The 22,981-nt window shown below is 72.8% G+C and carries 14 protein-coding genes; 6 read left to right on the forward strand and 8 right to left on the reverse strand.

Annotated features, from left to right (window positions below; all coding sequences use genetic code 11):
- Positions 1–45: 45 nt before the first annotated feature.
- Together B4N89_RS34200 and B4N89_RS34205 are read right to left on the reverse strand one after the other, a co-directional pair.
- Positions 46–1,830: a PHP domain-containing protein gene (locus tag B4N89_RS34200; RefSeq protein WP_078980347.1), complete on the reverse strand. Its 1,785-nt coding sequence runs from the start codon at positions 1,828–1,830 to the stop codon at positions 46–48.
- 87 nt (positions 1,831–1,917) lie between these two features.
- Entirely contained in the window at positions 1,918–2,601 is a 684-nt protein-coding gene (locus tag B4N89_RS34205; RefSeq protein WP_078980348.1) for a DUF2306 domain-containing protein, read from the reverse strand.
- A gap of 155 nt (positions 2,602–2,756) precedes the next feature.
- Between B4N89_RS34205 and B4N89_RS34210 the strand changes: the two genes are divergently transcribed.
- Together B4N89_RS34210 and B4N89_RS34215 are read left to right on the forward strand one after the other, a co-directional pair.
- Positions 2,757–3,803, forward strand: coding sequence for a sensor histidine kinase (locus B4N89_RS34210; RefSeq protein WP_078980349.1), 1,047 nt, complete (start codon positions 2,757–2,759; stop codon positions 3,801–3,803).
- Positions 3,800–4,462, forward strand: coding sequence for a response regulator (locus B4N89_RS34215; protein ID WP_078980350.1), 663 nt, complete (start codon positions 3,800–3,802; stop codon positions 4,460–4,462). Before B4N89_RS34210 ends, B4N89_RS34215 begins: the two co-directional genes overlap by 4 nt.
- A gap of 2,250 nt (positions 4,463–6,712) precedes the next feature.
- Here the strand turns inward: B4N89_RS34215 and fusA are convergent.
- Together fusA and B4N89_RS34230 are read right to left on the reverse strand one after the other, a co-directional pair.
- Positions 6,713–8,839, reverse strand: a complete 2,127-nt coding sequence (gene fusA, locus B4N89_RS34220) for an elongation factor G (RefSeq protein ID WP_078980351.1) — start codon at positions 8,837–8,839, stop codon at positions 6,713–6,715.
- A gap of 840 nt (positions 8,840–9,679) precedes the next feature.
- Positions 9,680–11,128, reverse strand: a complete 1,449-nt coding sequence (locus B4N89_RS34230) for an MFS transporter (protein ID WP_268812559.1) — start codon at positions 11,126–11,128, stop codon at positions 9,680–9,682.
- 88 nt (positions 11,129–11,216) lie between these two features.
- On the opposite strand from B4N89_RS34230, the gene B4N89_RS34235 reads away from it, so the two are divergent.
- Together B4N89_RS34235 and B4N89_RS34240 are read left to right on the forward strand one after the other, a co-directional pair.
- A complete protein-coding gene (locus B4N89_RS34235; RefSeq protein ID WP_078980353.1) occupies positions 11,217–12,137 on the forward strand; it encodes a winged helix-turn-helix transcriptional regulator in 921 nt (306 codons plus the stop codon).
- A gap of 227 nt (positions 12,138–12,364) precedes the next feature.
- The gene (locus tag B4N89_RS34240; protein WP_143658178.1) at positions 12,365–13,810 is read left to right on the forward strand and encodes an alpha/beta hydrolase; all 1,446 of its coding nucleotides are present in this window, start codon (positions 12,365–12,367) and stop codon (positions 13,808–13,810) included.
- Positions 13,811–13,840: 30 nt separating this feature from the next.
- Here the strand turns inward: B4N89_RS34240 and B4N89_RS34245 are convergent, their stop codons facing one another.
- The 3 genes from B4N89_RS34245 to B4N89_RS34255 all read right to left on the reverse strand — a co-directional run bounded on the left by B4N89_RS34245 (position 13,841) and on the right by B4N89_RS34255 (position 19,523).
- Positions 13,841–14,644 (reverse strand): IclR family transcriptional regulator, encoded by an 804-nt coding sequence (locus B4N89_RS34245; RefSeq protein ID WP_078980355.1) that lies wholly within the window; start codon positions 14,642–14,644, stop codon positions 13,841–13,843.
- Positions 14,645–14,721: 77 nt separating this feature from the next.
- The gene (locus tag B4N89_RS34250; protein WP_078980356.1) at positions 14,722–16,878 is read right to left on the reverse strand and encodes a SpoIIE family protein phosphatase; all 2,157 of its coding nucleotides are present in this window, start codon (positions 16,876–16,878) and stop codon (positions 14,722–14,724) included.
- Between the two features lie 44 nt (positions 16,879–16,922).
- Entirely contained in the window at positions 16,923–19,523 is a 2,601-nt protein-coding gene (locus B4N89_RS34255) for a SpoIIE family protein phosphatase (protein ID WP_078980357.1), read from the reverse strand.
- Positions 19,524–20,610: 1,087 nt separating this feature from the next.
- Here B4N89_RS34255 and B4N89_RS34260 point away from each other — a divergent pair.
- Positions 20,611–21,237 (forward strand): hypothetical protein, encoded by a 627-nt coding sequence (locus B4N89_RS34260; protein WP_078980358.1) that lies wholly within the window; start codon positions 20,611–20,613, stop codon positions 21,235–21,237.
- Entirely contained in the window at positions 21,224–21,901 is a 678-nt protein-coding gene (locus B4N89_RS34265) for a class F sortase (RefSeq protein WP_078980359.1), read from the forward strand. Before B4N89_RS34260 ends, B4N89_RS34265 begins: the two co-directional genes overlap by 14 nt.
- A gap of 343 nt (positions 21,902–22,244) precedes the next feature.
- On the opposite strand, the gene B4N89_RS34270 is transcribed toward B4N89_RS34265, so the two are convergent.
- A complete protein-coding gene (locus B4N89_RS34270) occupies positions 22,245–22,931 on the reverse strand; it encodes an NAD-dependent epimerase/dehydratase family protein (protein WP_201261056.1) in 687 nt (228 codons plus the stop codon).
- Positions 22,932–22,981 lie beyond the last annotated feature (50 nt).

The raw sequence follows: 22,981 nt of genomic DNA on the forward strand, positions 1-22,981 counted from the left end.
CGACAAGGGACGTCGACCCCACCCCCCCCACCAACCCCCCCGGGGTCAGTCCCCCCAGTGCGAAGACTTGACGTCGACGAAGATCGGGTTGCTGTAGAACCAGATGTCGCGCCACGGGTCGCCGTCGTTGTTCGGGTGCTGGATCGGGCCCGCCGGGTCGACGCGTGCGCCGAACGGGCCGACGCCGTGCCGGTTGCCGTCGCTGCCTCGGAGTCGGACGTAGTACGGCTTGTTCCGGCGCGGCAGTTGCACCTTCAGGGTGTAGGTGCCGGTACGGCCGGCCACGTCGATGCGCTTGGTCACCCGGGCGTCGGGGGCCTGCCAGGCGTCGGCGTCGCGGGACTTGCCGGTGACCGTGCCGGTGATCACGTCGACGTGCGCCAGGGTCGGCACCACACCGTGGTAGTTGGGCCGGCTCGCGGTGGTGACCCGGATGTAGAGCGTGGCGCCCCGGTTCGCCGACAGCGGCAATCGGCCGCCCAGGGTGACCGGTTCGCTGCGGCCGTTGTCCGCGACCATCCACACGTCGAGGCCGTCGAGCAACTGGCCGTGGTCGACCCACACGCGCCCGGCACGCAGGCCGTTCATCACGTCGCGGTAGCCGAACCGCTCCACGCCCACGTGGGTGCGGCTGAACTGCCCGGGCCAGAAGTCGCTGCCGGGCTGCGGGACACCGGTGTCCTTGGGCAGCGGCTTGGAGCCGAGGTCGTCGAAGCCCCTGCCGGGCGGGTAGTCGCCGTCGGCGTAGGTGTCGAACATGGTGCGGTGGTTGTCCGAGTTCGAGGTGACCGACCACAGCCGGCCCTCGGACAGCAGCGCGTCCCACATGCCGCCGACCGTCGCGGTCATCCAGTCGAAGCCGCCGAACGTGCGGTAGCTCTCGATCGGGTAGCGCGGCCAGCTCTGCGGCGACGGCGCGTTCTGGTATTCGCCGCGCTGGAAGGTGCCCGGACCCGACTGGCCCTCGCGATACTTCACCCACGCCGGGTCGGCGTTGGCCTGCGAGCCGGGAGCGCCCTCGAAGCCGAGGAAGATCGACGGGTCGGCGTCGTGCCAGGCGCGCAGCTCGTGCGGGGAGACGATGCCGAGCCGGCTGGGGTGGTTGGCCAGCACCAGGACGTCTTCGACGAAGCCCTCGCGGCGGCGCTGTCCGAGCCAGCGGATCGCCTCCACCGCCTTGGCCTCGTTGGCGGGGGTCTTCGGGTCGCCCACCGCGCCCACGTCGAACTTGTTCAGCTTGGCGTCGAACGTCAGCTCGAACTGCCGGAGCAGTTCCACCTCGTTGCGGCCCGGCGCGACCATGATGGTGGCGTGCTCGGCGGCGGGGACGTACCACTCCAGGCCCTGGAAGATCAGCACCCGCGGGTTTTCCTGACGGGCCTTGAGGATCTCCGCGTGTTCGCGCTCCGCGCCACCGGCGTTGGCGTGGCCGAAGTTGGCGTGCTCGGTGTAGACGATCCAGTCCAGGCCGAACTGCCGCCCCTGCGCCGCCGACTGGGCGAAGCCGTACTTGGCGTCGTGGCTGTAGACGGTGTGCACGTGGTGGTCGCCCACGAGGTAGACGTACTTGCTCGGCGGGCCGTCCTGGCCCGGGCGCGAACTCGCCTGCACCGCGTCGTCGGACTCGGCCGCCGCCGCCACGCCCGCGCCGGTCATACCGAGCGCCGAGGCACCCAGGAATCCGGCCCCGAACAGCCCGGCTCGACCGATCAGCCCTCGGCGCGACACGCCCTGCGCGTCGAGCCGGTCCTCGGCCACCTCCGGGTCGGCCCACTCGGGCAACTGCGGTAGGGGCCGATCGGCCGGAAGCGAGTGGTCCTCGGTCGCCATGTGGGTTCCTTGCGCTCGGGGGGAGGGGCGAATACCGGCCAGACGTTATGAGGCAAAGGTGGCGGGCGGGCGACGTGCAGACCTTGATCACATGACGGGCGGGATGATCTTTCGGGACGCGCGGGAGCGGAGGAGCCATTCGACCACGATCAGGTTGGGCACCCAGCACAGAAAGGGAACGAACGTGTACGCACGGTCGAAGTCGCCGGTCAGCGGGACCAGCAGGATCAGCCACAGCCGCAGCGTCACCGCCGCGTAGGTGAACGCGAAGGCCCGGTGCATCCAGCGGCGATGCAGGGTCGGATCGCCGCGCCGGATCGCCCGCAACCCGAAGCCGGCGCAGCCCACCCACAACACCGCGAGCATGCCGAAGCCGGCGGTGCCCACCGCGCCCGCGTGGTTCATCGGCGCGAGCACCAGGCCGGCGACCCCGCCCACGGCGATGCACAGCAGCACGAGCCGGCCGCAGGCCCGGTGCAGGCGGGGTGCGCGCAGCCGTATTCGGCTCGCGAGCTGGGCGGGGGACAGCAGCAGGGCGAGGCCGGCGGCCACGATGTGCGTGTAGAAGAAGGCCTGCTGCCACTTCGGCCGGTACGCGTAGTTGCTCGCTATGTCGGCGTCGTCGCGGGCGAGGGCGACCAGGGACTCGGTCAGGTAGGGCAGCGGGGCGAACACGGCGATCGCCAGAGCGCTCAGCGCGAGCCACCAGACGCCTACCGTGCGGCGTCGGGTGGAGTCGGGTCGGTGCGCGGTGGTGGTGGTCGTGGTCATGTCGGGGCGTCCTTTCGCGGCATGTCACCACGCTAGGAAGCGAAGGGGTGCGCCCTCGCCCCCCGGAACGGGGAAACCCCTCCCTCGTGCGAGGGAGATGGTTCTCCGCCGCGCGGGGGTGGACCGGGGCGGGGCTCGCCGGTGCAGGATGGGGCATGCGCACTTCCGACGTCTGGCTGACGCCTGCGTTCGTGGCGGGCGCGGTCGCGGTGACCGTGCTCGCCCCCGCCGACCCGCCCTACCGGGGGCTGGACGCGGTCGGTCTGAGCCTCGCCGTCGGGTCCACGCTGTGTCTGTTCCCGCGCCGGGTCGCGCCGATGTGGGTGGTGGTCGCCACGTCGCTGCTCGTGGTGGTCAATGCGGCGGCCGGCTATTCCACCACGGTGACCCAGTGGCCGGCGTGGATCTCGCTGTTCACCCTGTTCTCGTTGCGCGGGACCGGCGCCCGGGTGGTCGGCGCGGCCGTGATGGTCGCCGCGGTGGGCGGCTACTTCGCGGTCGACCGGGCGCCGGTGGGGCCCACCGACGTGTTCGGCGTGGCGGTGTGCTTCCTGCTCGCGATGGTCGCGGGCGACGCCGCGCGCAGCCGGCGGGCCGCGGCGCTCGCCGAGCACGCCCGGGTCCGGGCCGAGGAGCGCACCGAGCTGGCCCGCGAACTGCACGACTCGATCGGGCACGCGGTCAACGTGATGGTGATGCAGGCCGGGGTCGGACGCCGGGTGTTCGTCGACGACCCGACCTTCGCCCGGGAGGCGCTGGGCAACATCGAGAGCGTCGGCCGCGACGCGCTGGGGGAGTTGGACCGGCTGGTCCGGGTGATGCACACCGACCGGCCGACCACCGACCTGTCCGCGCTGGTCGACCGGGTCCGGGCCGCGGGCCGCGAACTGCGGCTGACCACGGAGGAGATACAGGTGGGTGCCACGGTCGCGCAGGCGCTGCACCGGATCGTCCAGGAAGCGCTGACCAATGCGCTGCGGCACACCGACAGCGGCCGGATCGACGTCGAATTGGCCCAGGTCGACGACACCGTGGTGCTCGAAGTGGTCAACGAGGGGCGCCAGTTGCGGGTGGGTCGGCCCGGGCGCGGGCTGGCCAACATGCGCGAGCGGGCCCGGTCGGTCGGCGGTGAGGTGGAGGCCGGCCCGGTCGCGGCGGGCTTTCGGGTACGGGCGACGCTGCCGGCGCAGGTGCGTTCGTGATCCGGGTGCTGCTGGCCGATGACGACGCGCTGGTCCGGAGCGGATTGAAGGCGCTGCTGCGGGCCGAGCCCGGGATCACTGTGGTGGGGGAGGCGGCCGATGGTGCCGAGGCGGTGCGTGCCGCGCTGGAACTTCGCCCCGACGTGGTGGTGATGGACATCCGGATGCCGGTCCGCGACGGCGTTTCCGCCACTCGGGACCTGATGGCGGTGCCGGACCGGCCGCGTGTCCTGGTGCTCACCACGTTCGACCTTGACGAGGTGGTCGACGACGCGATCGCGGCCGGCGCCGACGGCTTCCTGCTCAAGCGGGCCACGCCGGAGGAGCTGATCGCCGGGATCCACGCGGTCGCGGCCGGCGACGCGGTGGTCTCGCCGGCGGTCGCCCGCCGCCTCTTCGCCTCGCACGCCGCCCGAATCGGCCCCGACCACATGCGCGCGGGCCGCCTCACCGACCGCGAGGCCGACGTGCTGCGCGCGATGGCCCGCGGCCTGTCCAACACCGAAATCGCCCGCACACTGCACCTGTCGGTGGAAACGGTCAAAACCCACGTCAAACACATCCTGGCCAAACTCGAAGTCCGCGACCGCACCCAAGCCGTCGTCTGGTCCTACCGCACAGGCTTCGCCTACCGAAACGCCCCACCGCCCAGAGACTGAACGGCACGAGCGGCGGGCGCGCGTCGGGCGCCCCCGTCGAGCGCCGCGCTTGCGGCGGCGGGCCGGCCGGTGCGGGCTCTGTCCGAGTCGCCGGCGGGCCGCCTCCGGCGTTCGGAGCTCCAGGACTCCGGCTTCCGGCGAGGCAGGTGCGGGGTCGGGCCGAGCCCGCCGGAGAGCCTTCCCGACTGAGCCGAGCGCTTCCGGCGGGCTTTGCGCTTCTGGCTGGAGGTGACCGGTGCGGGGCCGGCCCGGGTCGGTGGTGGGCCGCCGCCGGCGTTCGGGGCTCTGAGACCCGGGCTTCCGGCGAGAGGGGAGCATTGGTCGGCGAAAACCGGCCGGCGGCGGGGAGTTGGAGAGCGCCCGGGTCGAGTTGCCCGAGGGGCCTTTCCGAATGGGTCGGGCGGTTTCGGCGGGCGTTGCGCTTGTGGTTGCGGGTGGCCGGTGCGGGGTTTGTCCGAGTCGGTGGTGGGCCGCCGCCGGCGTTCGGGGCTCCGAGACTGGGGAGTCTCGACGAGGCGGGGGCGTTGGTCGGCGAAAACCGGCTGGCAGCGGGGGGCGGGGAGGGCGGTCGGGTCGAGTCCGCCGGAGGGCCTTCCCGAGTGGGTCGGGCGTTCCCGGCGGGCGCTGCGCCTTGGGTTGCGTGAGCTGGGGCGGGGTTGGTCCGCGTCGGTGGTGGGCCGCCGTCGGCGAAAAAGCGGCCTGCAGCGGCGGGTCGGGAGGGGGCTCGGGTCGAGGCTGCCGGGCTTGCGTTCCTGAGTGGGTCGGCGCGCTTCGAGGGCGTTGGGGGAGGAGGTTGGGGCTCGAAGCCGGATCGCGATGGGCGATTTCGGGCTATGAGCTTCGGTGACCTGCGGTTTTGTGAGGTCGGGGTGAAAAGGCGGGGGTCGAGTGCCGGTGTCGTGTGTTCTGGCCTCTTCGGCGTGAGTGGGGAGGCCGAAACTGCCCGGTCGGGGTCGCCTTCGGGCGTTGCGACCTCGCTGAGGTCGTCGTCGGGAGACCGAGAGTGCCCACTAGAAGCCGAAACCGGATCCCGAGGCGCCCGGAACCGCCGTCCACTCGCGCCGACCTGGGGTTTTCTCTCACACCGAGACCACGACACCCCACGCCGTCCGGTTTCGTGAACTCTCGCCCCTCACACGTCCACCGCACCTCGAAATGCCCTGAGCCCGACCCACTCGGGAACGCAAGCCCGGCAGCCTCGACCCGAGCCCCCTCCCGACCCGCCGCTGCAGGCCGCTTTTTCGCCGACGGCGGCCCACCACCGACGCGGACCAACCCCGCCCCAGCTCACGCAACCCAAGGCGCAGCGCCCGCCGGGAACGCCCGACCCACTCGGGAAGGCCCTCCGGCGGACTCGACCCGACCGCCCTCCCCGCCCCCCGCTGCCAGCCGGTTTTCGCCGACCAACGCCCCCGCCTCGTCGAGACTCCCCAGTCTCGGAGCCCCGCACGCCGGCGGCGGCCCACCACCGACTCGGACAAACCCCGCACCAGCCACCCGCAACCACAAGCGCAACGCCCGCCGAAACCGCCCGACCCACACGGAAAGGCTCCCCAGCGAACTCGACCCAAGCACCCTCCCGCTGCCGGCCGGGTTTCGCCGAGCAGCGCACTCGTCTCGTCGAGGGCTTCGCGTCTTGGAGTTCCGAGCGTTGGCGGCGGCCCACTACCGACTTGGGCGGGCCTCGGACCGGCTACCTCGCAGCCATGGGCGCAACGCTCGCCGGAGCGTTCGGCCCAGTCGGGAGCATTCCTGGTGGACTCGACCCGACCGCCCTCCCGTTTCCCGCTGCCGGCCGGGCTCGCCGAGCAGCGCGCTCGTCTAGTCAAGGGCTTCGAGTCCTGGAGTTCTGAGCGTTGGCGGCGGCCCACCATCGACTCGGACGAGACTCGGATTGGGTGCCGGCCGCCAAGGGCGCAGCGCCCGCCGGAAGCCGGTCGATCCACTCGGGAAGGTTCCCTGGCGGACTTGACCCCGCGCCTCATCCTCGCCCGCCGCTGCCGGCCGGGTTTTGCCGAGCAATGCATCTGCACCCATCTCGCCGGAAGCCCCGGATCTTGGAGCCCTGAACGTCGGTGGCGGGCGGTCCACCATCGACTCGGGCCGGCGCCGGGGCGGCCGCTCCGCAGGCGAAAGCGCACGCGCGCCGGAAACGCCCCGATCCATCGGGAAGGCCCCGGCCCGGTCCGCGACCGCAAGGGCCCCGCCCGCCGCCCGGGACGGGTCCCGGGCGGCGGGCGGGGGTGGGAGCTATGCCGTGGTTGGGCCTGTGGGGATTTCGGGGGTCAGGTGGGGTGGGACCCTTGTGTAGGAGTGGAATTCCATTGTGTAGCTTGCTCGGCCGGAGGTTCGGCTGCGTAGGTCGCCTACGTAGCCGAACATTTCGGCGAGTGGGACCAGTGCGGTGATCACCTTTGCGCCGGAGCGGTCCGTCAGGGCCTCGACCTGGCCGCGTCTGGCGTTGAGGTTGCCGATGACGTCGCCCAAGTGGTCCTCGGGTGTGGTCACCTCCACCGCCATCACCGGTTCGAGCAGGGTGGGGCGGGCCAGTCGGGCGGCCTCCTTGAAGGCCAGCGAGCCGGCGATTCGGAAGGCCGTTTCGGATGAGTCGATCTCGTGGAACGCGCCGTCGAGCAGGGTCACCCGCAGACCCGTGAGCGGGTAGCCCGCGAGGACCCCGAGTTCCATCGCCGCTCGGCAGCCCGCGTCCACCGACGGGATGAACTCCTTCGGGATGCGGCCGCCCACGACCTTGTCGACGAACTCGTAGCCGTCTCCCTCCAGTGGTTCGATGGCGATGCGGACCTTGGCGAACTGGCCCTTGCCGCCGTTTTGTTTGCGGTAGGTGTAGTCGTGTCCGGGCACCGGCGCGCTCACCGTCTCGCGGTAGGCGACTCGCGGTCGACCCACCGAGGCGGCCACGTCGAACTCCAGTCGCATACGGTCGACCAGCACCTCCAAGTGCAGTTCGCCCATGCCGGAGACGATGGTCTGCCCGCTCTCGCGGTCGGTCTTGACCCGGAAGGACGGGTCCTCCTCGGCCAGTCGTTGGATCGCGACGCCCAGCCGCTCCTGGTCGGCCCGGGACGCGGGTTCGATGGCCACCTCGATCACCGGGACCGGGAAGTCCATCGACTCCAGCACCACCGGGTGCGCCGGATCGCACAGGGTTTCGCCGGTGGTGGTCCGGCGCAACCCCATCACCGCGACGATGTCGCCCGCGCCCACGGCGGCGATCTCCTCTCGCTTGTCGGCGTGCATGCGGTAGATCTTGCCCACACGTTCGGTGCGGCCCTTGATCGAGTTCTGCACCTGGTCGCCGGCGGTCAGGCTGCCCGAGTACAGCCGCAGGAACGTCAGCCTGCCCAGATGCGGATCACTCGCGATCTTGAACGCCAGTGCCGCGAGCGGCTGTTCGGGCGACGGTGTGCGTACGACGGCCGTCTCCGGCGCGCCGACCGCGTGCCCCTGGATCGCACCCACATCCAGAGGCGACGGCAGATAGCGCGCCACGGCGTCGAGCAGCGGCTGAACTCCCTTGTTTCGGAAGGCGGTTCCGCAAAGAACGGGCGTGACGGTGGGGCCGTCGCCGCGACCGGAGGCGATGGTGATCCGCCGGATCGCGGCGTGCAGTTGTGCCTCGGTGGGTTCGCTGCCCGCCAGGTACGCCTCCATCATCGCGTCGTCGTGCTCGGCGACCGTCTCGAGGAGCCGGTCGCGCCATCGGAGGGCGTCCGCGAGGTACGCGGCCGGGATGTCGACGTCGTCGTACGCCTCGCCGAGTCCGGTGTCCGCCGACCAGACCAGTGCGCGCATCCGGACCAGGTCGACCACCCCGCGAAAGTCCGCTTCGGCGCCGATCGGCACCTGTACGACCATGGCCACCGCGCCCAGTCGTTCGCCGATCATCTCGACGCAGCGATGGAACTCGGCTCCGGTGCGGTCGAGTTTGTTGACGAAGCAGATTCGGGGTACGCGATAGCGGTCGGCCTGGCGCCACACCGTCTCGGACTGCGGCTCGACGCCCGCGACGCCGTCGAACACGGTGACCGCGCCGTCGAGGACGCGCAGGCAACGTTCGACCTCGACGGTGAAGTCGACGTGTCCCGGCGTGTCGATGAGGTTGATCCGGTGTGCGACGCCGTCGAGCGTCCAGTCGCAGGAGATCGCGGCGGAGGTGATGGTGATGCCGCGATCGCGCTCCTGGGGCATCCAGTCGGTGGTCGCGGCGCCGTCGTGTACCTCGCCGATCTTGTACGAGACACCTGTGTAGAACAGGATCCGCTCGGTGGTGGTGGTCTTGCCCGCGTCGATGTGGGCCATGATCCCGATGTTGCGGACGGTGGCGAGGTCGAGGTGGCGTGCGGTTCTGGTCATGACGGCCTGAAGCCCTCTCTCATACAAAGGGATGGGACGGGTGGTGCCGAATCCGGGCAGCACACGGCGATCCGTCGACACCGCACGGGTGTTCGCACACCACGCACAGGGACAGCGGAGAGCACCGGTGGGTACACCAGGGATGGATGGCGAACGGCCGCCGGGACCGGTCGAGTTGCGACCGGGCACACCCCATCGACCCATGGGCGCACCGCGCGCAGGGTTTCGACGGCACCCGGCCCGCCGAGGAAGGGCGGCATGAAGGCGCGCCGAACCGCTGCGGCGCGAGGGCGCGGCATGGGCGGATCGGTGGGGGATCGGCGTGCGACGGGCGGAGCCGAACGGATCGGACTCGGCGCGCGTCGGCGGCCTTTGGGTCGGCTCGGGGGCGGCGGCGATACGGCCGCGCGTCGTCGGGTGGGTCGACGGTCGCCGACCCACCTACCTACGGCCGGGACCGTTTCCGGTCACGACACAACGACACACCGGCAACGCAACGGTGACGCGATGGCGACGCGACGACACGACGACGTACCGACGCGGCAGCACGAGAGCGCAGCCGTGCACCAACGCGACAGTGCGTCGAAGCGACGGTGCGGCACCTCGTCCATGCGTCGAACACGACGGTGCCCAACGGCGCAGGCGCGGCTCAGCCGCGAGGCGACCCGGAGCGATCGGGCCAACGGCCCTTCCACGGCTCCCGGTTCGACGTCGGATGGGCGCTCCGCGGTCGGGTGCCGAACGCGTGGCGCCGCGCACCGATTCGCTTGAACGTGACATCCATGCGCCCACCGTAGATCACGAACTCGCTCGCGGTCACCCGGATTTCCCGCACCCGGATCAGACCAGGTCGCGCATCCGCCGGATCGGGCTCGCACCCAACACCACCGGAGTCAGCAGCGCGATACCGAACATCGTGCCCAGCGCGCCCCGATTGCCCAGCCAGGTGGCGGCCAGCCCGGCGGTCAGCGCCCCGAACGGGATCGCACCCCAGGACACGAAGCGGACGGTTGCCATCACCCGAGGCAGCAACTCCGGCGGGGTCACGGTCTGCCGGTGGGTGCGGGTGACGATGCTCATCATCACGACGGCGGCGCCGAACGCGGCGTTGGCCGCGGCGAAGACGAGCAGCCCGAGCCCGCCCCCGGCGAACGGTACGCAGCCGACCGCGACGGGCGTCAGGAGCGCGGCCCCGAGCAGCGTCCGGGCGCTGCCGAAGCGGACGACCAGGCGCGTGGTCAACGCGGCGCCGATCAGGCTGCCGACGCCCTCGCTCGCGATCAGTACGCCCACCAGCGCGGTCGGCGCGTGCAACGTGCGCACGAGCAGGGCCGGGACGAGCGCCATCAACGCCCCGCAGACGAAGTTCACGGCCGTCACCGCCGCGACGCACGGCCGGATCGCCGGATGCCGGCGCACGTAGCGCAGGCCCTCGGCCATCCGCGCCCGCAACGAGGGCCCGCCGTCCGAGGGCGCCTGCCGGGCCGGGCGGGGCAGCGTGCGCAGCAGGACCGCGGAAAGCAGGTAGCTGACCGCGTCCACCAGCAAACCGCTCGCCGCGCCGCACAGTTGCACCAGTACACCGGCCAGTGAAGGGCCGCCGAGCTGCGTGGCGGCGACCGAGCCGGAGGCGAGGCTGTTGCGGGACGTCAGCTCCTCCTTGCCCACGATCGACGGCAGCAGCGTCGAGTTGCCCACGTCGAACACCACGCTCGCCAGGCCGACCACGAACGCGACCACCACCAGCTGCCACAGGCCCAGCACGTCCAGTGCCCAGGCGATCGGGACGGAGGCGATCGCGACCGCGCGCACCACGTCCATCGCGACCTGGGTCCCGCGCAGCGGCAGGCGCTGCACGATCACCCCGGCGGGCAGCCCGATCAGGATCCAGGCGGTGTACTGCGCGGCGGTGATCAGACTGACCTGGAGACTCGTCGCGTGCAGGCCGCGAAGCGCGATCAGCGGGAGGGCGACGGCGGTCACCGCGTCACCGGCATGACTGATCGTCAGCGCGGCCCAGTAGCGCCAGAACGCACCGCCCCCACCGCCCGGCCCACTCCCGCGACCCGAACCGACCGCCGCCACGCCGCTCACCGCGCCCGAGCCGCCGGCCCGCCTGTCGCCCGGCCCGCCACCTGCCCCGCCGCCCACCCCACCCGAACCCGAGCCCGCCCCCGCGCCGATCGCCGCACCCGCCAGCGCAGCGCCATCCGCCCCGGCGGCAACCACCGAGCCCGCCGTCGCCCCCATCGCCCCCGCCGAACCCGTCGCCTCCACGCCGCCCGACATCCGCACCCCCGTCCCCCGCAGCCACCAAGTGAGTAACCAATCGAAACTCACTATAGTGAGCGCATCGACGCAGGCAAGACGAGGTGACATGCGATATACCGATCTGGCGGACGCCGACTGCGCCATCACCCAGGCGCTCGGCGTCGTCGGCGACTGGTGGACCCTGCTGCTCGTGCGCGATGTGGCAGCGGGCGTACATCAGTTCGGCGCGCTCCACGAACAGGTCGGGATCAGCCGCAAGGTGCTGGCCCAGCGGCTCAAGGCCCTGGTCGAACACGGTGTGTTGGAGAAGCGGCTCTACCACCCGCACCCGCCGCGGTACGAATACCACCTCACCGACGCCGGGCGCGGCCTGCTCCCGGTCCTGGTCGCCCTGCAGAACTGGGGTACGCAGTTCGTGCTCGGCGACGGCACGCTCACCGCCACCGGCGAGGCCGATTCCGCCGAGGCCCGCCGGGCGCACGCCCTGGTCGGCACCAAACTGCCCGCGCTCACCCTGCGCCCCGCCGCCCAGGCCGGCGCCGCGACCGCCACCGCCGAGCGCGTCGACCCGATCGCCGACACTCCGTGGACGGTCCTGTACTGCTTCCCCGGCGCCTACGCCCCCGGCGTCCAGGGGCATCCCCCCGGCTGGGACCAAATCCCCGGCGCCCCCGGCTGCACCCTGGAATCCGCCACCTACCGCGACCGCCTCACCGAATTCACCGCCCGCGGCGCCACCGTGCTCGGCGTGAGCACCCAACGCCCCGACCAATTGGCCGCGTTCGCCGCGCACGCGAACATCCCGTTCCCACTCCTGTCCGACGCCGACCTCGAACTGGCCGCCGCACTACGCCTGCCCACCTTCCGAGCCGCGGGCGTCGACCGCCTCAAGCGGCTCACCCTGCTCCTCGACGACACCCGCACCGTGCGCGGCGTCCTGTACCCGCTCCCCGACCCGGCCGGCTCGGTCGCCGACGCCCTGGCCCTGATCGACACCCGAACCCGCCCCGCCTCCGCCACCGGGTAGGAGGCGCCGACTCCACCCCAGGGCCGATCCGCAATCGCCGCCGACACCTGCGGCCTAGTGCCCACGCAGGACGTATCGGCCGAACGATGCTCCTAGTCTCGCGGCATGCGACCACGATCTTCGCGAGCGCCCGCATGAGGGCGAACTCGCCGCGCAGGCAACGGTTCTGGCACCCACCGCGCGGACGCACACGCGGATCGAAAGCGCTCGCGATGGTCCTCGCCGCCGTGAGCGTCGCCGCCGCCGCGCCTTCGGCACGCCCCGCCCGGGCCGACCTCGCCGCCGCCCCGACCTCCCGCCCGATCGCCTGGCAACCGTGCGCCCAGGACCCCACCGCCGACTGCGGCACGCTCACCCTGCCCGTCGACTGGACCCGACCGCACGGCGCGACCTTCGAGATGGCCGTGGCCCGACGCAAGGCGACCGACCCCGCCCGCCGCATCGGCTCCCTCGTGCTGAACTACGGCGGCCCCGGCTCGCTCGGCGTCGACGACGTGGTCGGCACCTACAAGAACTTTTTCTCGGCGGAGATCGACGCCCGGTTCGACCGGGTCGGCTTCGATCCGCGTGGCTGGGGCCGCAGCGCCCCGCTCGACTGCCCGCAGGCCGGCCCCCGGCCCACCGTCGACCCCACCACCGCGGCCGGCTTCGCCGCGTTCGCCGCCGACAACCGCCGGTTGGCGGACGGTTGCCGGGTCGCCACCGGCCCGCTGTACGACCACCTCGACACACTCGCCGTGGTCCGCGACATCGACGCGCTGCGGGCCGCGCTCGGCGACGCGCGACTGAGCTTCTGGGGTGTGTCCTACGGCACGCTGATGGCACAGCAGTACGCCGAACTCTTCCCGCACCGCTTCCGCGCACTGGTGGCCGACAGCAACATGGACCACTCGATCGACGGCGCCGAATTCCTGGAATCCGAGGCCGCGAACGCCGAGGACTCCTTCACCGAATTCGTGAAGTGGTGCGCGGGCAGCGCCGATTGCTCCCTGCACGGCCGCGACGTCGAGGTCCTGTTCGAACGGCTCTACGCCCGCGCCCGGGCCGGCACCCTGTACGTGCCCGGCGACCCGACACACGGCCTCGGGCCGGACAACCTGCTGTCGGGCGTGCAGTTCCTGATGTCCTACCTGAAACACGATCCCGCCGAGACGCTCACCGCGGCCCGGAACCGGGTCGCCGACCTGCTCGCCGGCATGGACGCCGCCCCACCGCTGCCCGCGCCGCCCCCGCCGTACGTCCCCGATCTCGACGCCCGCACCTCGCAGGCCGTGCTCTGCTCCGACTGGAGCCTGGACATCCCCGACCCCGGCGCGCTCGCCGCCGTGGACCGCCGGTCGAAGGCGGTCGCGCCGCACATGCGCCGCAACATCCAGGCCTGGAACGCGATGACGTACTGCCTGGGCCGGCCCACCCCCGTGACCAACCCGCCGCGCCCCTACCGGGTGGCCGGCGCCGCACCGATCCTGCTGGTCAACAACCGGCACGACCCGCAGACACCGCTGTCCTGGGCCGTGCACGCGGCGCGGCGGATCCGCGGCGCGACCCTGGTCACCGCGGCCGGCTGGGGGCACATGAGCTACGACAAGAACCGCTGCGCGGCGGCACTCACCGACCGCTACCTGATCGACCCGCGCACACCCGTGCCGACCACCCACTGCGCACCCGATTGACCGGGGACGAGGCGAAGGTGAGCGCTCCGACTACAGTCCCATCCGACTCACCCGCGCGGACAGCTCCGCCGCCGAGGCGCGGACCGCCGTCACGTAGTGCGGCACCTGCTCGTCGGGGATGCGGTGGGACAGCGCGGCGATGCTGACCGCCGCGACGATCGTGCCGTCCTCGCGGTGTACCGGGGCGCCGATGCCGAGCAGGTCCGGGTCGAACTCGCCGCGGGCCACCGCGTAGCCCCGGGCCCGGATGCCGGCCAGGCGTACCCGCAGTTCGTCCGGGTGGGTGATGGTCGCGTCGGTGAAGCGCGGGAGCGGGCGGGCCAGTACCCGTTCGATGTCGGCGTCGGGCGCCCACGCCAGCAGCGTCAGCGCGGCGGCGCCGGCGTTGACGGGGAACACCTGGCCGCGCTCGTAGGACAGGCGCAACGTATGCAGCGCCTCCTCGCGCTCCAGACACACCACCGAATCGCCGGTGCGCCGGGTCAGCAACACCGGCTGGCCGACCGCGAGCGCCAGTTCGCGCATCACCGGGCGGGCCAGCTCCGACAGCCCGACCCCCTTGCGGGCCAGCCGGGCCAGATCGAGCACCCGCGGCCCGAGCCGAAAGCCGACACCGCCGTCGTTCTCCTCCAGGAACCCGCTGGTGGTCAGGCTCTGCAGATAGCGGTACGCGGTGGACCGGGCCACCCCCAGATGCCCGGCGACCTGCGACGCGGTCAGCGCGAGCCGGTCGTCGCGGAACAGCAGCAGGATGTCGAGGGCGCGGTCGGCCGTGGAGTTGCGCCCACGATGGCCCGACCCGTGGTCGGCGTCCCGGGGGGTGGTTCCTGGCATCCGGGAACGCTATCAGGGGCCGCCGACACGGGCCGGGGACGGCCGCCCGTACCCGATGCGGGCAGCACGGCGCGTGCTCATTCCGGTCCGGACAGCAGCAATTCCGCCCAGATCGTCTTGCCGTCGGTGGTGTAGCGGGTGCCCCAGCGCTGGGTGAACTGGGCGACCAGGAACAACCCGCGCCCGCCCTCGTCGGTGGTCCGCGCGTGCCGCAACCGAGGTGTGGTGCTGGTCGCGTCGGACACCTCGCAGATCAGCGTGGCGTCGCGGATCAGCCGCACCCGGATCGGCCCGGAGGCGTAGCGGATGGCGTTGGTGACCAGTTCGCTGACCACCAGTTCGGTGGTGAAGGCGATCTCGTCCAGCCCCCATTCGGCGAGCTGCCGGCCCGCCAGGGTGCGTGCCTCGGCGACGAAGGCGGGGTCGGCCGGGAGGTCCCAGGACACCACCTTCGAGGAGTCCAGTTTGCGGGTACGGGCGATCAGCAGCGCCACGTCGTCCTGCGGCGGGTTCTGCGGCAGGATGCCCAGCACCGACCGGCACAACTCGTCCAACGGCCGGTCGGGATCGGCCAGCGAGGCGCGCAGCCGGTCCATCCCCGACTCGACGTCGCGATCGCGCCCCTCGACCAGGCCGTCGGTGTAGAGCACGAGCAGGCTGCCCTCGGGCAGTTCCAGTTCGGCCGCCTCGAACGGCAGTCCGCCCAGCCCGAGCGGCGGCCCGGCGGGCAGGTCCGGGAACTCCACCGTGCCGTCGGGGTGGACCAGCGCGGGCGGCGGATGCCCGGCACGGGCCATCGTGCACAGCCGGCTCACCGGGTCGTAGACCGCGTACAGGCAGCTCGCGCCCAGCGCGGTGGTGTCCACGCCGCCCTCGCCGGTGCCCTCCTCGTCGACGAACCGGATGACCAAATCGTCCAGGTGGGCGAGCAGTTCGTCGGGGGACATGTCCAGGTCGGCCAGGGTGTGTACGGACGCGCGCAGCCGGCCCATCGTCGCCGCCGCGTGCGTGCCGTGCCCGGCCACGTCGCCGACCACGAGCGCGACGCGCGCGCCGGACAGCGGGATCACGTCGAACCAGTCGCCGCCCACCCCGGCCCGGTCGTCGGCGGGCAGATAGCGGCTGGCCACCTCGACCGCGGTCTGCCGGGGCAGCCCGTGCGGGAGCAGGCTGCGCTGCAGGGCCAGCGCGGCGGCGTGCTCATGGGTGAAGCGCCGCGCGTTGTCGATGCACACCGCGGCGCGGGAGACGAACTCCTCGGCCAGGATCAGGTCGTCGCTCTCGAACGGGTCGGGGGTGTCGCGGCGGAAGAAGTGCGTCACGCCGAGGATGGTGCCGCGGGCCCGAATCGGGACGACCATCATCGAGTGCAGGCCCACCCGGCGGGTGCGGTCGGTGGAGACGCGGTCCTCGGCGAGCCACGGCAGCAGGTCCGGATCCAAAAGCGGTTCGAGGACGGCCTTGCCGTCGACGAGGCAGCGGGCGCCGGGGGAGTTGCGGGCCACGGGGGCGCGTTCGCCGATCCGGGCGATCGATTCGACGAGGTCGTCGTCCGCGCCGCCGTGCCGGCCCTCGCGCACCGAGCGCTGGCCGACCCGGATCAGGTCGGGGTTGGCCCGGCGGACCGGGCCCGGTTCGGGCTCGACGCCGCCGAGCACCGGTTCGAGCAGGTCCACCGCGACGAAGTCGGCCAGGTCGGGGACGGCGACGTCGGCCAGTTCCTGGGCGGTGCGCGCCACGTCGAGGGTGGTGCCGATCCGGGCGCCGATGTCGCTCAGCAGGGCCAGCCGTTGCCTGGCCCGCCACCGGTCGGTGACGTCGATGACCAGGTAGCAGACCCCGGCCGGGCGTCCTTCGCCGTCCTCCAGGCGGAAGAAGGAGGTCGAATAGGCGTGCACGTGCTCCGGATCGCCGGCGGTGCGGCCCTGGTACTCGTGGTCGATCAGCGGCACCCCGGTGGTCAGGACCTCGCGCATCTGCGCCTCGATGTGGTCCGCCGGCAGCCCGGGCAGCACCTCGCTGAGCCGCCGGCCCAGGCGTTTGTCGCGCGGGATGCCGCCCCGCACCTCCAATTGGTCGTTGATCCACACGCAGCGCAGGTCGCGGTCGACCACCGCCATGCCGATGGGCGCCCGGTTGAGCAGATGGTCGAGGAGTGCCCGGTCCGCGCCCCAGGGCACGGCGGACGAGGGATCGCCGGCGTCGTCGGCACCGGCGGTGTGCGGTGTGCCCATCAAGCCCTCCTGTCCTCCTCATTCCATGGTCGCGCGTTTGCCGCTCAGCGCAGATCGGCGGGTCCCGGGCCCGCGGCGGGTGCGCCGTTCGGGGCGGACCCCATGCCCGGGATCGGCCGCAGCCGGCGGGTGAGCAGTACGGCCACGTCGTCGGCCCGCTCGGTCAGCCGGCCCGCGTCGCGCAACATGCGGTCGGCCAGGTCGGAGAGGTTGGTGTCGGCGGCGTGTGAGAGGGAGGCGCGCATGCGGTCGATGCCCCGATCCAGGTCCACGCCCACCTCCTCGACGAGGCCGTCGGTGTACAGCGCCAGGACCGAACCGGGCTCCAGGGCCATTCGGGTCACCGGGTATTCGGCGGCCCGGTCCACCCCGAGCAGCGGGCCGCCGGGCAGTTCGACCACGCGGGTACGGCCGTCGGCACCGCGCAGCAGCGGCGGTGGATGACCCGCCCGGACGGCCTCGGCCCGCCCGCTCTCCGGGTCGAGTTCGATGTAGCAGCAGCTGGCGAACAGGCCGGGGTCCAGATCGGCGAGCAGTCGATTGGTACAGCTCACCACCTCGTCGGGCCGCTGCCCCCCGGTGGCGAACGCCCGTACCGCGCTCCGCAGTTGGCCCATGGTGCCGGCCGCGGCCACGCTGTGCCCCTCGACGTCGCCGATCACCAGGGCGACGGCCCGCCCGGTGTCGATCACGTCGTACCAGTCGCCGCCGATCTCCATGCCCTGGGTGCCGGGCAGGTAGCGGGCCACCACCTCCAGGTTCGGCAGTGTCGGCAGCCGGTGCGGGAGCAGCGCGTGTTGCAGGCCGCGGGCGAGGGCGAATTCCGCGTCGTAGAGCCGGGCCCGTTCCAGGGCCTGGGCGATCAGGCCGCTCAGCGCGGTGAGTACCGAGCGCTCCTCGGGGGTGAACGCGTGCCGCCGGTCGAAGCCGAGGATGCAGCTGCCCACCGCCCGGTCGGAGGCGATCAGCGGCAGGAAGGCCCACGCGGACATCTCGTCCAGCGGGATCCCGGGGTACGCGGCGCTCAGCTCCTCCGCCGATTCGATGAAGATCGGCACGCCCCGGGTCAGCGCCTCCACACCGGGCAGCGCCGCGTCCAGCGCGACACCCTCGAAGTGGTCCAGGAACCCCTCGGGATAGCCGCTCTCCAGGGCCAGGAAGAAACGTTTGTCACGGACCACGTAGATGGCCAGCTCCCGGCCGCCGAAGGCGGGCAGGATCTGGTCGGCGACGACCTCGCACACCTCGCCGACGGACACCGCCTCGGTGAGCGCGCCGGCCATCTGGAGTACGTGGTAGATCGCGCCGAGCCGGGGCGGGGCGGCCTCGGTCTCCGGCGCGCCGGTCGGCCGGGCGGCCGCGGTGGCGTCCGCCGCGTCGCTCGCGCCGGGCGGCGGGGCGACCGGGACCACCTTGCCGGTCAGGCCGTACGGGTCGGGGTAGAGCGAGAACGCCAACCAGCGGTCGCGCGGGGTGCGGGCCAGGAACGAGCCGGGTTGTTGGGAGAGCATCGCGGCCCGGTAGCGGTCCTCGTACGCGGGATCGGCGAGCCAGGGCAGCGCGTCCCAGGGGGCGCGGCCGAGTACGTCCTCCAGGCGCACTCCGAGCAGGTCGGCCAGGTTGCGGCTGGCGTAGGTGACCCGGCCCTCGCCGTCGAGCGAGAAGACGCCGTCGCGCAGCCGCTCCACGGCCTCCGCGGCGGCTGCTCCGGTGCCGAGGTCCAGGACGGCGCCGACCAGGTGCCGCGCCCGGCCGCCGGTCTCGTCCTCGGGGATGCGGCCCCACACCTCCAGCGGTCGGCGCGTGCCGTCGGGGCCGGCCACCTGGAGGCGCCAGGCCAGCACCCGACCGGTCTCCACCGCCCGGTGCGCGGCCTCGCGGAACTCGCGCCCGCCGCCGGAGACCACCCGGGCGGCCAGCGTGGCCGCGCGGCGGTCGAAGTCGGCCGGGGCGACGCCGAACAACTCGCACAGTTCCTCGTCGGCGTCGAAGTCGCCGGTGGTCACGTTCCAGTCGAACAGGCCCACCCGGATCAGCGGGAAGGTGTCGGTGGGCAGCAGGGTCACCGTCGGCGGACCGTCGTAGGCGATGTCCGTGCCGGGTCCGCTGCGGGCCTCCAGGGCGTTGCCGAGCCGCTTGGCCGCCGCGCGCAGTCGGCGTCTTCGAGCGGCCGGCAGCCCGCGTCCGGGGGAGGCGGGCCACATCAGTGTGACCACGCCGAACGTCTCGCCGCCGCCGTTGCCGCCGTTGCCGCGGACCGGGGCCGAGGCGGACGCGTAGGCGTACGGCATGCCGAGCGCCAACTGCGGGAAGCGCCGCATGGTGTCGCCGTCGTCGGCGAGGAAGACGGTGCGGCCGGTGCGGTACGCCTCCGGCGCGGGCAGCGCGCCGTTGACCGGGACCCGGCTCCACGGGCCGAGCAGGGACACGGCCAGGCCCGCGACCTTGGCGAGAACCAGCGAGCGACGATCGGGCGAGCGCAGGTAGACCACCCCGGCGTAGGCCCCGGTGGCCCGGACCGCCGCGTCGAGGCAGTTGGAGCAGTCGGCCAGGATCCCGTCGACGTGGTCGTCACGATCGGCGCCGCTCCGGTGCACCGGGAGGGGGAGGGGACCGGTATCGGCCCCGGGACCGCTTCCGCTCATCGGCGCCTCCCTCGTCCCACGAATCCCGACAACACCCGACCCCGACCTCGTCGGATCCGGTGCATCGACCACTCCGCCGATCGCGCGCGCATAGTCTCGGAGTACGCCTGCCCGAGATCGATGTCAAACGGGCAAACACCCAACAAAGCAACCAAACCCCCAACCCCCAAGCGTCCAAGCCCCCGCCCCGCCCCGGCGCACGACCCGGCCCCGGCCTCGACCCGGTGCGCGGCCCGGCCCCCGCCCTCGACCCGATGCGCGGCCCGGCCCCGCCCCGGTGCGCGTCCAGGCCCCCGCCCTCGACCCGGTGCGCGGCCCGGCCCCGGCCTCGATTCGGTACGTGACCCGGCCCCCGACCCGGTGCCCGGTCATGACCTGGTGCGCGACACGGTCTCCAGCCTCGATTCGGTACGTGACCCGGCCCCCGACCGGCCTCGATCCGGTACGCGTCCCGGTCCCCGACCCGGTGCCCGGCCACGACCCGGTGCGCGGCCTGGTGCCCGGCCACGACCCGGTGCGCGACCCCGACCTGGCATCCGACCCGACCCTCGGCCCCGACCCGGCACCCGACCCCGATCCGGTACGCGCCCCGATCCCCGGCCCTGATCCGGGACGCGGCCCCGACCTGGCACCCGACCCGGCCCCCGGCCCCCGGCCCCGGCCTCGGCCCGGCTCTTGCTTGGCCTGTGTCCGGCTCCTGTCCAGGCATGTCCGGCCCCCGGGTGGCCCCATTCGGTCTCGTCCGACCCCCGCTCAACCCCCGCTTGGCTCTGGCTGTGCCCGGCCCTGTCCGCCTCGGCTCGGCTTCTTGTTCGGTCTCTGACCGGTTCCTGCCGGTCCCGGCCCGGCGCCTGTTCGGGCCGGCCCGATCCCCGATCAATCCTCACTTGGCCGCGCCCGGTGTCCGTTCGCGTTCGCCGGCCGGGTCCGTTCGGTCTCTGGGTGGCGTTGGGTTGTACGGGTGAAAACGGGGTGGGCCGTCGCGTGTTGGCGAGGGGTGGGTGGACGGGGGCGGCATCGTCGGAATGTCCCATTTTCAGGTGATGCGACCAACGTCGCTCGCCCTCATCGTGGAGCGCCCATCGTGATGCCATCCCTACGCAGTTCGACCACCCGTCTCCGGCGGCCGACCGTCGCGGCGATCGCGCTGGGCGCCGCCGTTCTCGCCGGCGCCGGCCCGGTGTCCGCGCTGCCGCTGGCGCCGGGTGACAACGGTGACGTCAAGGTGCACATGAGCACCACCTCGCCGACGAACCAGCGGGACGAGCCCAAGGTCTGCCAGTTCAATCTGGCGGCGTTCAACTTCGATTCGGTGCAGCAGGTCACCTACACGATCGCCGCGCAGCCGGCCAGGGTCGACGGCCCCATGCTCGGGGGTTCCATCACCCTCACCGACGGCACCGGGCACACCGGGACCCTCACCCTGCCCGACGGGCAGTACAAACTCGTGTGGACCTTCGCGGGCGAGAACGGGGCGGGCAAGCAGAAGGTCTTCAAGGTCGACTGCCCTCCGGGGACGACCGGCGGCGTCGCCACGGCCGGCAGCACCGGGGGACGTCCGGCCGGCAGCGTCAACGCCGGTGGCGGCGGCGGTGCCTCGACGTTCGACGCGGGCGAGGTGACCGTCGGCGCGGTGGTGGCCGGTGCCGCGCTCGCCGGCTTCGGGATCCACCTCGTCCGTCGTCGCCGGGCCACGGGCGATGGCACGTCCTGACACACGGCCGGCGCAGCGTACCCGTCGCTCCGGCCCGCTGGCGGCCGGAGCGACCGCGCTGGCGCTGATCGCCGGGCTGTGGCTGGTTCACCACGGTGTGGGAGACGGCAGCGTCGAACGGCCGCCGGCTCCCGTCGCGGACGTGGCCGCCGTCCCGCACGCCCGGGCGCCCGCCGACGGGCCGCGCCGCGTGGACGCCGCACCGCTGCCGACGTCGGTGCCGGTCAGGATGCGGATCCCGGCGATCGGCGTGAACGCGCCGATGGGTACCCTCGGCACCGGCCCGGACCGCCGGCTGGCCACCCCGCCGGTGGGCAACAGGAACCTGGTCGGCTGGTATCGCGACGGGGTCGCGCCGGGGGCTCGCGGCAACGCCGTCACGGTCGGCCACGCGGACACCCGCTCCGGCCCGGCCGTGTTCTTCAAACTCGGCCTGCTGCGCGTCGGCGACCGGATCGAGGTGCAGCGCCGGGACCGCAGGACGGCGGTGTTCAGCATCGACGCGGTCCGGTCCTTCCCGAAGGACGCTTTCCCGGACGACATCGTCTACGGCGCCACCGACGCCGCCGAACTACGCGTGATCACCTGCGGCGGCCACTACGACAAACACACCGGCTATGCCGCGAATGTGGTTGTTTTTGCCCACCTGACCGCCACTCGCTAGGCCCCGCCAACCCCCGATCGTCCTCCACACACCGACCCGTGACTGCGTGAGGTGAGCCCGCTCGGGCCGTGGGTCCTGATGGGCTCAGGCGGCTGTCTCGCGGAACCAGGACAGGGTTTCGGCGATTGCCGTTGGGTGGGGGGTCGGGGGAGGGGGCCGAAGGTGTCGGTGAAGCGGCCGGCGTCGACGGTGAAGGGGCGGTCGCGTTGGTACCAGGTTTCGCCCAGGGCGCGGACCATCGGGTTCACCAGGCCGAGTAGGCGTTGGGCGGTGTGGCTCACCGCTGCCGACTTGCCGGGCCGGCCCAGTTCGGTGAACAGCAGGTCGAGGAACTGTTTGCCCGTCAGCGGTTCGGCCGCGGGCACGTGCCAGGCCCGGCCGTCGGCCCGGGCGTCCTCGCCGAGCACCGCCAAGCCCTTGGCGACTCGGGCAGGTAGCTCAGCGAGTGCGGCTGGTCCGGCGACCCCACCCAGCGCACCACCTTGCCCCGTACCGCGGCGCCGAACACCGTGTCGCCCACCGTGCTGTTCACCCCGCGCGGCCCGAAGTAGTCGGAGGCCCGCCCGATCGCCACCCGCAGTTCGCCGGCCTCGTGCGCGGCCGGCAACGACCGCGCCATCGCGGCCCGCACCCGCCCCTTGGGGTTCGTTGCGGCGTAGGGCATGTCCTCTGCTATCGCGGTGCCCACCGGACCGTACATGTACAGGTTGTCGGCGAACACCAGCTTGGCCCCGGCCGCCGCCGCGCCCCGGCGGATCGCGTCGGTCAGCGGTGGGAACTCACTCACCCAGGCCGGGTAGGCCGGCGCCGCGCAGTGGTACACCACCGCGGCCCCGGCGCAGGCGGCGGTCGCGCCGTCGGGCGTGGTGACGTCGCCGCGCACCACCTCGACACCCTCGGGCACGGTGAGCCCGCCACTGCGGTTGACGGCCCGGATCCGCCGGCCGCGAGCGTGCAGTTCGTCGACGAGTGTGGCGCCGACGGCGCCGCCGGCGCCGAGGACCACGTGCAGTTCGGACGCGGTGGACATGCGGACTCCCGAGGGTGATTTTGATTACAGCGTTATGTAACAGCGTTGCG

The organism is Embleya scabrispora, assembly GCF_002024165.1.
Lineage (GTDB): Bacteria > Actinomycetota > Actinomycetes > Streptomycetales > Streptomycetaceae > Embleya > Embleya scabrispora_A.